This window comes from Actinomadura soli (genome assembly GCF_005889715.1).
GTDB classification, from domain to species: domain Bacteria; phylum Actinomycetota; class Actinomycetes; order Streptosporangiales; family Streptosporangiaceae; genus Spirillospora; species Spirillospora soli.
Map to the genome: position 1 here is coordinate 29,981 of NZ_VCKW01000043.1, position 14,666 is coordinate 44,646.

Genomic DNA, 14,666 nt, shown 5'->3' on the forward strand with positions numbered 1-14,666 from the left:
AGGGCGCGGCCCACCCGCCCGCGCCTTCCGGCCCAGGGCACGGTGGTCAACCGCCGGGTCCTTCCGGTCAAGGCCAGGTACCGGCCCACTACTCGCCGGACCAGAATCGCCCGTCCGGGCAGCCCGTTTACAGAGCGGACCAGGCCTTCGCGGCAGGCGGCGGCCTGCATTGGTCCCCCATCTCGAAACGCCATGCCCTGCACAGGCTTCTCACCGCCGTTCTCTGGGCGATTCCGATCGGTGGTGTGGGCGGGTTCATCGTATGGAGGAACGGTGGCATGGTCCCGGCCGCCATGTGGGTCGCCGCGGTCGGGTTCGGGACTATCCTCACCTGGCTGGTGGCCGAGCTGGACCGCCGGGCCTACGGCTACGCCGAGCGCGCGGACGATCTCATCGTCACCCATGGGGTTCTCGTCAAGCGGCTCATCGTCGTCCCCTACGGGCGGATGCAGTTCGTGGACGTCACTGCCGGACTGCTGGAGCGGTGGATGGGCATCGCGACCGTCCGGATGCACACCGCCGCCGCTGCCACGGACGCCACCATCCCGGGCCTGCCCGCCTCTGAGGCCGCGCTCCTGCGCGACCGCCTCGCCCAGAAGGGCGAGGAACGGAGCATGGGCCTATGAGCGGCCCCTACGGCCCGCCAGGCCAACCCGGCCCCCACGGACTGCCTGGACAACCTGGCCCTTACCGCCCTTCAGGCCAGTCCGGCCCCTATGGGCCATCAGGTCCGCCTGGGCCCTACGGCCCGTCAGGGCAGCCTGGCCCTTACGGGCCGCACGGGCCCCATGGCCGTCCCAGCCCGCCCTATGGGCCGCGACCGCCTCATAGCCCTCCGCCCGGCCAGCCGTATGGGCCGCCTCGTCCGCCCTATGGCTACGGACCGCCGCCGGGCTCTCGTCCACCGATCCGGTTCTCCGAGGGGACGCACAGGCTTCATTGGGCAACGGCCCCACTGCGCGCGTTCATTTTCCTCATCATCTACTTCGTCCTCCTCGGCTTTCCTCTGCTGCTGACCCAGACGGAGGACGGCATAACGTTGGCGCTCACTCCGGAAGTGGTTGCCAGATTCCTCATCGTGAGCATCCCCATGGGGCTGATCGCAGTGGGAACGGGCCTCTGGACGTGGCTTTCCGTACGTTTCCGTGTGGACGGTGACGACCTGGTCGTTGAGACTGGTGTGCTCCGCAAGAACAAGCGCCGAATTCCGCTTTCACGCATCCAGGCCATCGATCTCGTCCGTCCTCTGGTTACCCGCGTGTTCGCCCTTGCCGAAGTGCGCGTGGAACTGGCCGGCGGCGCGCACAGCGAGATTGCGCTCCGCTACCTGGGGCGGCATTCTGCCCTGCAATTGCGTGCCGAACTTCTGGCACGCGCGGCCGGACTACCCGGCCACACACCCGAGGCCCCTGAACGTCACCTGTGGCGCGTCCCGTTCGGCGCCCTCCTCGGGTCACTGGTCGTACGGTTGCCCGTCCTTGGGACGGTCCTGCTCTTCTTCGCGTCGCTGCTGTTTCTCGTGATGTACACAGAGGGCGGCATCCTGGCGGTCACCATCCCCGTCCTGCTAGCGCTCATCCGGGCCGTGATCGCGCCACTCGTGATGTACGCCAACTTCACAGTCGCCATGTCCCCGGACGGGATCCGGCTCCGCTACGGCCTCCTGGAGACCCGGATGCAGACGCTCCCTCCGGGACGCGTCCAGGCCGTCAGCATCGTCGAACCGGCGATCTGGCGCTCCCTCGGCTGGGCCCGCGTCGAGGTCACCGTCGCCGGTTACGCGGGCGAGCGCCAGGCGCTGTCGTCGACCCTCCTGCCCGTGGCGCCCCGGCACGTCGCCATGCATCTCGTCTCGCAGGTGTTCCCCGGAACCCATGTCGACGCCGTCTCTCTCGTCCCCGCGTCGTCCAAGGCAGTGGCCATCGACCGCGCGGACGGCGCCGGCACTGACGACGTCGTCTTCGTGACCAGGCACGGCTGGCCCTGCCGTCGCACCGACGTGATCGCCCATGCGCGCGCGCAGAGCGTCCGGCTCACCATGAATCTCTTCCAGCGCCTCTTCGGGCTGGCCACCGTCCATGTCGACGCGCCCCCCGGCCCGGTGCAGGTCGCAGCGACCGACCGCGAACTGGGCGAGGCCCGCGCCATCGTGGAGTCGACCGCCCGCCGCGCCCTGGCCGCCCGGCGAGCCGGCGGGGACCCGGCCCGCTGGGCTCGCTGACCTACTTATCCACAGAATCCCGTTCTACTTCCCGGCTCGTCCGCGCTCGTCGAACATGGATCCCGGTCGGCCCGCCCGCTGGGGGGATGGGCGGGCCGACCGCCACCGTCGGCATCATCGGGGGGAGTAGCGAATGATCACGCAGGTTGCAAACAGGCTGTCCGTTGGCGTCGATGGACGCCCAGGCCCGCTCGTGCCGTACCGGCACGGTCGCATCAGGTTCGGGGCCGTGCGTCGCCGCACAAGGATGGCTCTCCCGCTGGTGAACGAACTGCTTACAACGCCCTCGGAGATGACGAGCCAACTCGCGATGCCGCCTCGGCGTGTGTCCACGGATGGGCGCGACTCGGCCCTTTTCAATCGAGACTTCGAGCGTTTGCCGACGTTATCGGCGCACTTGGAACGTCGACGCCGTCAATGCACGGTGGTCGGTGGAGGAAAGGTGTGGCCGAGAAGTGCATGAGATGCGAACATCGTTAGACATGAGTGTTTTGGCCTATGACCCCTGGTCCCCGGAGTTCGTGGCGAACCCCTACCCGGCGTTCGAGCGCCTCCGCGCCGACCGTCCCGTGTACTTCGACGAACCCACCGGCCAGTGGGTGATCAGCCGATACGAGGACGTGAACGCTCTATTGCGGGACCGTCGGCTCGGCCGCACGTATCTCCACCTCGCGAGCCATGAGGAGTTCGGTCAGGAGCCGGAGGCCGACTTCCTCAAACCGTTCTGGGACCTCGTCCGGGCCGGGATGCTCGACATGGAACCGCCCACCCACACCCGGCTGAGGCGTCTCGTGTCCAAGGCGTTCACCGCCCGCATGGTGGAGGGGCTGCGTCCGACCATCAAACGCCTCGCCGGGGAGCTGGCCGGGGCACTGGCGGCGAAGGGCGGCGGCGACCTCCTCGCCGAAGTAGCCGAGCCGCTGCCGGTCAACGTGATCGCCGAGATGCTCGGCATCCCCGTGGATGACCGGCACCTCCTGCGCCCGTGGTCCGCCGACATCTGCGGCATGTACGAACTGAATCCCCCGGACGAAATCCAGCGGACGGCCGTCCGCGCCGCCTCCGAGTTCTCCGACTACCTGCGCCGCCTGGCCCGCGCCCGCCGCGACGAGCCGCGCGACGACCTCATCACCGCCCTCGCCCACGTCATGGACGAGGGCGACCGGCTCACCGAGGACGAACTGATCGGCACCTGCGTCCTGCTGCTCAACGCCGGACATGAAGCGACCGTCAACGCGACCGGCAACGGCTGGTGGGCGCTGTTCCGCAATCCCGGCGAACTGGCACGACTCCGGGCCGACCCTTCCCTCATCCCCACGGCCGTCGAGGAACTGATGCGCTATGACACCCCGGCGCCGATGTTCGAGCGGTGGGTCCTGGAGGACATCACCGTCGGCGGCGTCTCCATTCCGCGCGGGGCCGAGGTCGCGCTCCAGTTCGCGTCCGCCAACCGCGACCCTGAGGTGTTCACCGATCCCGACCGGCTCGACCTGTCGCGCGACCCGAACCTGCACATCACGTTCGGGCTCGGCATCCACTACTGCCTAGGCGCCCCGCTCGCCCGGATCGAACTAGCCGAGTCCTATGGAGCGCTGCTCGGCCTCGTCCCCGACCTCCGCCTGTCGGCCGAACCGCAATGGAAACCCGGCTTCGTCCTGCGCGGCCTGAAGGCCCTCCACGTGGAACGCTGACCGCCGGACGCCACCCGGCCCCGGCGCGGGCCCCTCCGAGGGTTGAAAGTGTGCAGGCCCGTGGTGGTTACGGGCCCAGAACGGTTGGGAGGGGGATGTTCATGGTCTGAGCGAGCCAGCCGAAGCCACCTAGACCGGACGGGTCGGTCAGCTCGGCGTCTTCACCCGCGTGGCAGAGAGCAGCGACGTAGGAACGGGGGTCGCGGTGGGCCAGGTCCATGGGCGGGCGAGCGCCGGAGAGGCCGAGAGCCCGCAGGGCGTTGCGCTGGGTCGTCAAGAGGGTGGACGTGGCACCGGCGCGTTCTCCGGCGGCGGTGCAGGCATCCAGGGCGACATGGGCGGTGACATCGCAGGAGCCGTCCGGGACGGCGGGGACGGTCAGGCCGTCGCGGTAGCCGGTCAACGTGCCGTACACGGGACGCGACTCGCGAGAATGCGAGTAGTCCACCGCCAGCGCGAGCCCCCGCGAGATCCGTCCCACCACGGAGGCCCAGGCGGCACAGCGCGGATGGCCGATCTCGGCGCGGTCACCGGGTTCGTGGAGGGGCCACCAGTCCTCAAGCCAGTCACGGTCCTCGTCGGACGGTGCGGGCCCAGGACGCTCGGTGCCGGTCGACGGTTGGACCAGCACTGTGCGTACGCCGTCAGGGGTGCATTCGACGACGTCCAAGGGCACATTGTCGAGCCACTCGTTCGCTACGGCGAGACCGGTGATGCGATCCGGCAACTCGCCTTGCCAGACGATCTGTGAGGGGGTGTCGGGTGGACGCGGCGCGATCTCCACCGCGGTCGGAGCGAGCCTGGACGCCAGATCGGACGGGACGCAGGCCAGGATGTTGCTCAGCAGCCGCCCGGAACCCGCGCCGATGTCGACGACGTCCACCCGGCCGGGCCGGCCGAGCAGGGCGTCGACCTCGACGAGGAGGCGTGCGATGGCGAGGGCGAACCGCGGGGAGGCGTGCACCGAGGTGCGGAAGTGCTCGGCGGGACGCTCGCCGCGCCGGTAGAAACCGCCATCTCCGTACAGTGCGCGCTCCATCGCGGTACGCCACGGCACCCACTCGGTAACCAACGCCTCCACGAGGGTGACGTTACCGTGGGCGACGGTGTCCGGACGGCGATCCTGGGGGCCGGTCGGCGAGCCCGCAGGCAGCCGGCCATCCTTGAGGCGTACGGGGGTCCGACCTGCGGCTGATCCGAGGCTGAACTGCGGGTACGTACGCTGTCCGCATGGTCGTGCCGGTGTGGGACTGGCTGCGGGGCAGGAAGCCCCTGGTCGACGCGTTCTTCGCGGCACCTGTGCTGTTCTTCGCCCTCCCCGGGCTGGTAGGGGACTCGTACGGGATCGGCAGGGCGACGTACGCGTTGATGGCGGTCGTGCTGACGGCCCCGCTCGTCCTGCGCCGCACCTTCCCGCGCGCGGTCTTCGCCGCGGTCGCGCTGATCTCGTTCGTCCAGTGCGTGCTGAGCGTGGTCCCCCTGCTGGCGAACGTCGCCGTCCTGATGAGCCTCTACACGGTGGCCGCTGGCTGCTCGTTCCGGTGGGGGCTGGCGGCGGTGCTGAGCACCGAGGTGGGTGCGGCCATGGCGACGTGGCGTTACCCGGATGGTGCGGCCGACAGGAAGTACACGTTCGTCATGCTGACGGCGGTCGTGGCCGGTGTGTGGCTGCTCGGCCTGCACATGCGTACGCGCCGCGCGTATCTGCGCTCGGTGGAGGAGCGGGCCGAGCGGCTGGAGCGTGAACGCGACAACGAGGTCAAGATGGCCATGGCCGCCGAGCGCGCGCGTATCGCCCGCGAGCTTCACGACGTCGTGGCGCACAACGTCAGCGTGATCGTTGTGCAGGCCGACGGCGCGTCCTACGCCATCGACACCGATGTGGGACTTGCCAGGCAGGCCCTTGACACGATCTCCTCGACGGGACGGCTGGCGCTCGCGGAGATGAGGCGGCTCCTGGGCGTCCTGCGCGAGAACGACGATGTGGGCGTGTTCGCACCACAGCCGGGGGTGGCGCAGATCGACGAGCTGGTGGAGCAGGTCCGTGCGTCCGGACTTCCGGTGACGTTCGAGGTGGACGGGACGCCGGCGGTCATGTCGGAGGGACGCCAGCTGACGGTCTTCAGGATCGTCCAGGAGGCGCTGACCAACACCCTCAAGCACGGCGGCCCGCGCGCAGCCGTGTCGATCCGGCTGCGGTACGCGGGCGACTCGCTGGAGATCCGCGTGGACGATGACGGACGCGGCGCCGCGGCCCCCGACGACGGGCGGGGCCATGGTCTCGCCGGGATGCGGGAGCGCGTCACCGTGTACGGCGGCAGCGTCCGGGCGGCGCCGCGCCCCGGAGGCGGCTTCGAGGTGGTCGCACGGATCCCGGTACACGAGGAGGTGGGCGCGGCATGACCGAGCAAGCCCAAGCGCACAAACCTCCCCCTGAGCGAAGACACGAGCTCCGCCCTAAGCGACGCCGCGAGCCTCGCTTTATGGGACGGCACGGGCCTCGCCCTGCGCGACGGCACGGGCCGCGCCCTGCGCGACGGCACGGGCCTTGCTCTATAGGAAGGCACGAGCCTTGCTCTGTGGGACGGCGTGAGTCTCGCTCTGCGCGACGGCACGGGCCTTGCTCTGTGCGACGGTACGAGGGTCGCTCTGTGCGACGACGCGAGCCTTACCTGACCGACGGCACGAGGGTCGCCCTGAGCGGAAACGCGAGCCTTGCACCGTGTGGAGGCGTGAGAGTCGGCCCGTGCGAAGGCGCGAAGGTCGCTCTTAGCGCCAGCGGGCCACGCACCGTGCGAACGCGCAGGTCTCGCCTTGGGTGAAGGCGTGAGGGCCGCCCCGAACGGAGGTGCGGGCTTTGCTCGGTGTGCGGGGTGTGGGTTCGACCTGTGTGGAGGCATGAGGGTCGTCCTACGTGGAGGCGCCAGGTCGTGCTGTCTGCGCGGGAGCGGCCTCGTCCCGTTCGGAAGCACGAGTGGCGCGCTGTGTGGAAGTGCGGGCCTTGCTCTGTGCGGAAGCGCGAGGGGCGCCCTGTGTGGAGGCGCGGGTCTTGCTCTGCTCGAAGGCGTGAGGCGTGCCCTGTGCGAATGTGCGGGTCTCATCTGACCGATGGCGCGGACGTTCCTCTGGCGGAGGGCGCGAGTGTCGTCCTGATCAACGGCGCGAGAGTCGCCTGACTGACTAGGTCGTCCCAGAGGGAGAGTGCATGACGGAGGTTGATGGCGTGGCTCCCATCCGCGTGGTGCTGGTCGACGACCAGGAACTGGTGCGGGCCGGGTTCACGATGGTGCTGGACGCGCAGCCGGACATCGAGGTCGTCGGCGAGGCCGGCGACGGTGTGCAGGCGCTCGAACTGCTGCGCGGGACGCAGGCGGACGTGGTGCTCATGGACGTCCGGATGCCGCGCATGGACGGGATCGAGGCCACCCGGAGGGTGGTGGCTCAGTCGGGGCCGAAGGTCGTCATTCTGACCACGTTCGACCTCGACGAGTACGCGTTCGCGGCGATCAAGGCGGGGGCCGGCGGGTTCCTGCTGAAGGACGCGGGACCGGCGCAGCTGATCGAGGCGATCAAGGCGGTGCACTCGGGAGACGCGGTGGTGGCGCCGAGCACGACGAAACGGCTGCTGGACCGGTTCGCGGTGCATCTGCCGGACGCGGAGGAGAAAGCGGGCGGGGCGCTGGAGAGCCTCACCGAGCGGGAGGGCGAGGTGCTCAGGCTCGTCGCCCGGGGAATGTCGAACGCGGAGATCGCGGAGCGGCTTTATGTCTCGGAGGCCACCGTTAAGACACACATGGGACGGATCCTGATGAAGCTCGGCCTGCGCGACCGGGTCCAGGCGGTCGTCTTCGCCTATGAGACAGGCCTGGTCAAAAGCGGCCAAAGAGACCGGCCCGCGGAGTGAGATTGTCACTCCGTGATGACCATTTGCCTTCATCATGGGGATTGACTTCGATCTAGCTTAGAGTAGCTGGGTAACTACCGTACGCGACGCCGCCTCTTCGCGCGACGTCGGCAATTGTCAGATCGGGCCTGCTAAGCCCACGTACGGGAGGACTCTCGTGTTCAAGAAGCTCGCCGCCACCGGCATCCTCGGCTTCGCGGTCGCCGGCGCCGCCCTGGCCTCGACGCCCGCGTACGCCGGTGGCCACGGTCACGGCCATGGCAAAGGCCATGGCAAAGGTCACGGCTCGTTCAACCACAACAAGACCAGCGGCAATTTCTCGATCCTGGGCGGCACCCAGGTGATCGCGCCGATCTCGATCCCGGTGAACGTCTGCGGCAATGCGATCGCGGTCATCGGCCACGCTCAGGCGGGTTGCAAGGGCGGTGCGTCCGTCAAGAACTGAGCTCTTCATCCTGGCAGGAGCCGAAGGGTGCGGCCTCTGCGCCGCATTGGGATGAGGCTCACTGGTCCTGATGAACGGGCGTTCGCGCCCATCGCTGAAGCGTCGGAAACCCGAGGGGGCTCCGGCGCTTCCGCATTTTCGAGCGGGCGCCGCCGGTGCGGTGTCGGTGGAAGGTCGGACGGGCTCGTACGACTCAGGTCGTACGAGGGGGCGGTTCGTAGGCGCGAGGTTGACGGGGATCGTGGCCGGCGGGCTGATGGCAGGCGCGGCGCGGATTTCTAGCGTGGTCATCGATCAGTCCGAGCCGCGGCCGAGCCCTGAAGGAGCCACCCGTGACCAGCACGTTCACCGACCCGCCCGGGGGAGTCCCGGCGGTCACAGCAGGTCCGGCCGTCATGGCCGAGGGCGTGTCGAAGGTGTACGGGTCCGGTGATGCGGCCGTGCACGCGTTGCGCGGGGTGAGCGTCGGGTTCGCGAAGGGCGCGTTCACGGCGATCATGGGGCCGTCCGGGTCGGGGAAGTCGACGCTGATGCACTGCCTCGCCGGGCTGGACACGGTCACGTCCGGGCGGATCGTCCTCGGCGACGCCGAGATCACCGGGATGGGCGACCGGCAGCTGACGATGCTGCGCCGCGACCGCGTCGGGTTCGTGTTCCAGGCGTTCAACCTGCTGCCGACGCTGACGGCCGAGCAGAACATCCTGCTGCCGCTCGAACTCGCGGGCCGCAAGCCCGACCGGGCGTGGTTCGGCCAGGTCGTGGACGTCCTCGGGCTCCGCGACCGGCTGAGGCACCGCCCGAGCGAGCTGTCGGGCGGGCAGCAGCAGCGGGTGGCGTGCGCCCGCGCGATCGTCGCCCGCCCCGAGGTGATCTTCGCGGACGAGCCGACCGGCAACCTCGACTCCCGGGCGGGCGCGGAGGTCCTGGGGTTCCTGCGCGCGTCCGTCCGGGAGATGGGGCAGACGATCGTGCTGGTCACCCATGACCCGGTGGCCGCCTCGTACGCCGACCGGGTGGTGTTCCTGCGCGACGGCGAGATCGTGTCGGAGATCGTCCAGCCGACGCCCGAGGCCGTGCTCGACCGGCTCAAGGGCCTGGGGGCGTGATGCTGAGGACGACTCTGGCGGGCCTGCGCGCCCACAAGCTGCGGCTGCTGTTGACGGCGGTCGCCATCACTCTGGGCGTCGGTTTCATCTCGGGGACGTTCGTCCTCACCGACACGATGGACAAGGGCGTCGCCAAGACGTTCGCACGGTCCGCCGACAAGGTCGATTTCGCGGTGCTCCCTGACGACGACACAGAGAAAGGGCTAAGCGCCAGCACACTCAACCAGGTTCGCACAGTACCTGGCGTGACGGACGTGCACGGCATGGTCAAGGGCGACGCAGCCCTCGTCGGCAAAGACGGTAAGGCCGCCGGCGATTTCCCCACCGTCGGTATGTCCGTGCCCTCCGGCCGGCTGCTGCGGTACGACTTCGATACGGGACGTCCTCCGTCCGGCGGCGGCGAGACCGTCCTCGACACCGAATTGGCCAAGCGGGAGGGCTACACCGTCGGTGACACGGTGACGGTCCTGGACGGGAAGAACCGGTCACACAGCTTCGGCGTCGTCGGGCTGGTCGATTTCGGTATCGACCAGGAGGCGAGCTTCCGCGGCGCCGTGGGATTCGACCCCGCGACCGCGAAGGCGATGACCGGCGAGACGACGTACGAGGAGATCGACGTCGCGGGCGGGAACCGGGCGGCGATGGAGGCGGCCGTGAAGGCGGGCGGCGGCGACGCGGGCGCGGCGCCGTCCGGTCGCGTGTACAGCGGTGCGGAGCTGGGGACGAAGCTGGCGAAGTCGGCGGGCGCCGACACGAAGATCATCCGTACCGGGCTGCTGATCTTCGGGCTGGTGGCGATGCTGGTGTCCGCCCTGGTCATCTACAACACCTTCTCCATCCTGATCGCGCAGCGGATGCGGGAGATGGCGCTGCTGCGCTGCGTCGGCGCGACGCGCCGGCAAATCTTCGGCGGCGTCCTGGTGGAGTCCGCGGTGGTCGGTTTGGTCGGTTCGCTCCTCGGCCTCGCCGCCGGCGTCGGCCTCGGCGCGGGCGCGCTCGTCGGGATCAGGCAGCTGGACGCCAACCTCGCCATGACGGGACCGTCGGGCACGTCCCTCGCCCCCCGAACGATCCTGATCGGCCTGGCGGTCGGCGTCATCGTGACCGTCGTGTCGGCCCTCCTGCCGGCCCGCGCGGCGACCCGCGTCGCACCCGTCGCCGCGCTGCGCTCGGAACTGGAACCGGGCAGCGGACGGTTCCGCCTCGGCGTGCCGCGCACGGTGATCTCCGTCCTTCTCGGCATCGCGGGCCTGGTCATCGGGGCGCTCGGCTCGATCGCCATGCCGAAGGGCCAGGCCGCGATGTTCGTGGTCGCGCTCGCCGGCGGCGTGTTCTTCCTCGCGGTGATCGCGGCGATGCCCGCGCTCGTCCGGCCGCTCGGACGTTTCGCGGGCGCGGTCCCGGCGCGGCTCGGGGGCGTGCCGGGACGGCTGGCGGTGGCGAACGCGCAGCGCGCCCCCCGCCGCACCGCGACCACCACGATCGCGCTGACCGTCGGCGTTGGGCTGATGAGCCTGTTCGCGGTGATCGCGGCGAGCGGAAAGGCGACCGCGACGCACAAGCTGGCGGAGCAGTTCCCCGTCGAGTTCCAGATCAGGACGCAGGACTTCCAGGGGACCGTCCCGCGCGCGCTTGCCGGGACGCTGCGCGACCGTCCCGAGGTCGCCGACGTCATCGAGATGCACCGCCAGGAGACCAAGTCCGCTGGGAAGGGCAAGGACATCACCACCATCACCGCGTCCGCTCTCGGCACGATCGTGAGACCCGAGATGACGGAAGGCACGCTGGACGCCGCGCAAAAGCCGGGCACCGCGATGGTGGACGCGGACACGGCCAAGGCCCCTGGCCTGGCGATGGGGAAGACCGTCCAGGTGAAGACAGCGCACGGTACCGTCCCGGTGAAGATCACCGCGGTTTACGCGCCGGGCACCGGCCTGGACGGAATCGTCGTCCCCGAGTCCGACTTCATCCGATACTTCGGCGCCCGCGATCCGACGGCGATCTACGTCAAGACCCATGACGACGTGCTCGCGTCCGACGCCCGCAGGGCCGTGGAGGGCGCCGCGCAGCCCTACCCCGCCGCGAAGGTGATCTCCAGTGCCGAGTTCAAGGAGTCGATGACGAAGGCCGTCGACATGATGCTGATGATCTTCGGTGGGCTGCTCGGCCTGGCGATCGTCATCGCGCTGTTCGGCATCGCCAACACGCTGACCCTCTCGGTCGTGGAACGCACCCGCGAGTCGGCGCTGCTGCGCGCCCTCGGCCTCACCAAACGCCAGCTTCGCCGGATGCTGTCCGTCGAGGCCCTGGTCATGGCCGTGATCGGCGCGCTCACCGGGGTCGTGCTCGGGGTCGCGTTCGGCTGGGCCGCGACGAACGCGATGGCGTCGGACTCCGTCTTCTCGCTGCCCTACCTGCAGGTCGTCGCGTTCGTCGTCCTCGCGGGCCTGGCCGGGACGGCCGCCGCGGTGATGCCCGCGCGGCGCGCCGCGAGAACGTCCATAGTGGAGTCCCTGTCGCATGACTGAATGGGGTGGGGGGCGGCCGCCGCCCCCCACCCCACCCACCGGGCGGTGGGACCCAGGCCCGCGGGTACGCTGGTTCGCGCACGTCCGGTACCTACCTGAGGACTGGAACGAACCGATGGACCCACATGCCACGCCTTCCTCCGCCGCGCCCGGAAACGGGCCGGAGCCGACTCCGGAGGACAGGCCGGCGCGGCTCGCGGTCGGCGTCGTCGGCGCCGGCCGCGTCGGCACGGCGCTCGGCGCCGCGCTGTCCCGCGCGGGCCACCGCGTGATCGCCGCGACCGCCGTGTCCGAGCGGTCCCGGTCCCACGTGACGGAACGCCTCCCCGGCGCGGACGTCGCGACCCCGCCGGAGGTCGTGGCCGCCGCCGACCTGGTGCTGCTGACCGTCCCGGACGACGAACTGCCCGAACTGGCGTCTGGCCTGGTGTCCGCGGGCGTCCCGGTCACGGGCAAGCTCGTCCTGCACACCAGCGGCCGCTACGGGACCACCATCCTCGACCCGCTCACCCGCGCCGGTGCCCTCCCCCTCGCCCTGCACCCGGTCATGACCTTCACCGGACGCCCGGACGACGTGAACCGGCTCGCCGGAATCTCCTTCGGCGTCACCTCCCCCGAGCCGCTGCGCCCCGTCGCGGAGGCGCTCGTCGTGGAGATGGGCGGCGAACCCGTCTGGATCACCGAGGAGATGCGCCCCCTGTACCACGCCGCTCTCGCCGGAGGCGCGAACCACCTGGTCACCCTGGTCGTCGAGGCGATGGACCTTCTCCATATCGCCGGCGTGGCCGAACCCGGCCGGATGCTCGGCCCCCTCCTGGGCGCCGCCCTGGACAACGGCCTGCGCCTCGGCATCGACGGCCTCACCGGCCCGGTCGCCCGCGGCGACGCCGGAACCGTCTCCGACCACGTCGGCGAACTGGGCAAGGTGTCCGCCGAAAGCCGCCGCGCCTACATCGCCCTGGCCCGCCTCACCGCCGACCGCGCCCTGGCCGCCGGAATGCTCAAACCCGAGGACGCCGAACGCCTCCTAGAAGCCTTGGCCGACTGACCAGGACGAAACAGTGCAACCAACCCACCTGCCCTCCACCGGAACCCCATCCTCCACCCGCAACCTCACGCCCACCGGAACCCCGGCCTCTGCGGGGAGTTGGGTGAGCTCGGCTTCTGCGGGGAGTTGGGTGAGCTCGGCCTCTGCGGGGATCTCGGTGAGCTTGGCCTCTGTGGGGAATTCGCCGAGCTTGGCCTCTGCTGGGAACTCGCTGAGCTCGTCTTCTGCGGGGAATTCGCTGAGGTCGTTCTCTGCGGGGAATTCGCTGAGCCTGGCCTCTGCGGGGAGTTCGGTGAGCTTGGTCTCGCCTGGGGGTTCGGTGAGCTTGGCCTCTGCCGGGGACTTGGTGAGCCTGGCCTTGCTGGGGAACTCGGCGAGGGTGGACTCTGCGGGGAACTCGGCGCGTGTGGAGAACTCGGCGGTCGATGGGAGGCCGTCGGACGCGGGGTACCAGGGTTTCGGGGCAGCGAAGGGGACATCGTGACATCGACGATCAGCCGGACACGGGACGAACTGGCCGAAGCCCGCTCCAGGATCAAGGGAACCCTGGCGCTCGTCCCGACCATGGGGGCGCTGCACGAAGGCCACCGTTCACTGATCCGGCAGGCCCGCCAGAGCGCGGACACGGTCGCGGTCAGCATCTTCGTCAACCCGCTCCAGTTCGGCCCGGACGAGGACTTCGACCGCTACCCACGGACGCTCGCCACCGACCTCGACATGTGCACCGCCGAAGGCGTCGACCTCGTCTTCGCGCCGCCCCACTCGGTGATGTATCCGGACGCTCCGCAGGTCACGATCAAATCGGGCCCGATGGGCGAGGTCGTCGAGGGCGTGACCCGGCCGGGCCACTTCGACGGGATGCTCACCGTCGTGCTGAAGCTGCTCAACCTCGTTCGTCCCGATGTGGCGATCTTCGGTGAGAAGGACGCGCAGCAGCTCGCGATGATCCGCCGGATGGTCGCCGATCTGAACGTCCCCGTCGAGATCGTCGGCTGCCCGACCGTCCGGGAGCCGGATGGCCTGGCCCTTTCAAGCCGCAACCGCTACCTCTCCGAGGCCGAACGCCGGACCGCCCTCGCCCTATCGCGCGCCCTCCATGCCGGCGCGGACGCCGTCTCTGAAGGACCCGAAGCGGTGATCGCCGCGGCGAGCGTGGTCCTCGACAAGGCCGCGACCGCCGATCCGCCGCTCCTCCTCGACTACCTCGTCCTCGTCGACCCGGCGACATTCACCGCGATCACACTTCCCTACGCGGGACCGGCCGTCCTGGCCGTCGCCGGCCGTGTCGGCGCCACTCACCTCATCGACAACGTCCCCCTCCAGTTCCCCGAGGAGCCCTGATGTTCCGGACGATGTTCAAGTCGAAGATCCACCGAGCCACGGTGACTCAGGCGGACCTGCACTATGTCGGCTCGCTGACCATCGACCGGGACCTGATGGACGCCGCCGACCTGCTGCCTGGCGAACAGGTCTCGATCGTGGACATCGACAACGGCGCCCGCCTGGAGACCTACCTGATCGCGGGCGAGCGCGGCTCCGGCGTCATCGGCATCAACGGCGCCGCCGCTCGCCTCGTCCAGCCCGGTGACCTGGTCATCATCATCAGCTACGCCCAGCTCACCGACACCGAGGCCCGCGAGTTCGTTCCCCGTGTCGTCCACGTCGACCGCTCCAACAAGATCATCTCCCTGGATTCCGACCCCGCCGCCCCCGTCCCCGGCAC

At 69.8% G+C, this 14,666-nt stretch carries 12 protein-coding genes; 11 read left to right on the forward strand and 1 reads right to left on the reverse strand.

Going from position 1 to position 14,666, the window contains the following annotated elements; all coding sequences use genetic code 11:
- The first annotated feature begins 278 nt into the window (after nucleotides 1-278).
- The 3 genes from ETD83_RS44355 (at nucleotide 279) to ETD83_RS11310 (ending at nucleotide 3,912) form a co-directional block, all read left to right on the forward strand.
- On the forward strand, nucleotides 279-626 hold the full coding sequence (locus tag ETD83_RS44355) for a PH domain-containing protein (protein ID WP_230420833.1): 348 nt from the start codon (nucleotides 279-281) through the stop codon (nucleotides 624-626).
- A 452-nt stretch (nucleotides 627-1,078) separates the two neighbouring features.
- Nucleotides 1,079-2,221 carry a PH domain-containing protein gene (locus tag ETD83_RS11305; protein WP_230420834.1) on the forward strand — a complete coding sequence of 381 codons (1,143 nt, stop codon included), beginning with the start codon at nucleotides 1,079-1,081 and terminating at the stop codon, nucleotides 2,219-2,221.
- Nucleotides 2,222-2,703: 482 nt separating this feature from the next.
- Nucleotides 2,704-3,912 (forward strand): cytochrome P450, encoded by a 1,209-nt coding sequence (locus ETD83_RS11310; RefSeq protein WP_138645032.1) that lies wholly within the window; start codon nucleotides 2,704-2,706, stop codon nucleotides 3,910-3,912.
- Between the two features lie 67 nt (nucleotides 3,913-3,979).
- On the opposite strand, the gene ETD83_RS11315 is transcribed toward ETD83_RS11310, so the two are convergent.
- Nucleotides 3,980-4,993 carry an SAM-dependent methyltransferase gene (locus tag ETD83_RS11315; protein ID WP_329602751.1) on the reverse strand — a complete coding sequence of 338 codons (1,014 nt, stop codon included), beginning with the start codon at nucleotides 4,991-4,993 and terminating at the stop codon, nucleotides 3,980-3,982.
- 149 nt (nucleotides 4,994-5,142) lie between these two features.
- Between ETD83_RS11315 and ETD83_RS11320 the strand changes: the two genes are divergently transcribed.
- From ETD83_RS11320 to panD, 8 genes are all read left to right on the forward strand, one after another.
- Nucleotides 5,143-6,315 carry a sensor histidine kinase gene (locus ETD83_RS11320; RefSeq protein ID WP_138645033.1) on the forward strand — a complete coding sequence of 391 codons (1,173 nt, stop codon included), beginning with the start codon at nucleotides 5,143-5,145 and terminating at the stop codon, nucleotides 6,313-6,315.
- An 802-nt stretch (nucleotides 6,316-7,117) separates the two neighbouring features.
- A complete protein-coding gene (locus ETD83_RS11325) occupies nucleotides 7,118-7,816 on the forward strand; it encodes a response regulator transcription factor (protein ID WP_138645034.1) in 699 nt (232 codons plus the stop codon).
- Nucleotides 7,817-7,973: 157 nt separating this feature from the next.
- On the forward strand, nucleotides 7,974-8,261 hold the full coding sequence (locus tag ETD83_RS11330; RefSeq protein ID WP_138645035.1) for a chaplin family protein: 288 nt from the start codon (nucleotides 7,974-7,976) through the stop codon (nucleotides 8,259-8,261).
- 395 nt (nucleotides 8,262-8,656) lie between these two features.
- Complete coding sequence (locus ETD83_RS11335; RefSeq protein ID WP_138645042.1) at nucleotides 8,657-9,367, forward strand: ABC transporter ATP-binding protein; 711 nt, start codon at nucleotides 8,657-8,659, stop codon at nucleotides 9,365-9,367.
- The gene (locus tag ETD83_RS11340; protein WP_138645036.1) at nucleotides 9,367-11,895 is read left to right on the forward strand and encodes an ABC transporter permease; all 2,529 of its coding nucleotides are present in this window, start codon (nucleotides 9,367-9,369) and stop codon (nucleotides 11,893-11,895) included. The genes ETD83_RS11335 and ETD83_RS11340 overlap by 1 nt, the downstream gene beginning before the upstream one ends.
- A gap of 115 nt (nucleotides 11,896-12,010) precedes the next feature.
- Nucleotides 12,011-12,943 carry a Rossmann-like and DUF2520 domain-containing protein gene (locus tag ETD83_RS11345; protein WP_138645037.1) on the forward strand — a complete coding sequence of 311 codons (933 nt, stop codon included), beginning with the start codon at nucleotides 12,011-12,013 and terminating at the stop codon, nucleotides 12,941-12,943.
- Nucleotides 12,944-13,423: 480 nt separating this feature from the next.
- Entirely contained in the window at nucleotides 13,424-14,284 is an 861-nt protein-coding gene (panC, locus tag ETD83_RS11350) for a pantoate--beta-alanine ligase (protein WP_138645038.1), read from the forward strand.
- On the forward strand, nucleotides 14,284-14,666 hold a 383-nt coding region (panD, locus tag ETD83_RS11355; protein ID WP_138645039.1), incomplete at its 3' end, for an aspartate 1-decarboxylase. The genes panC and panD, both read left to right, overlap by 1 nt.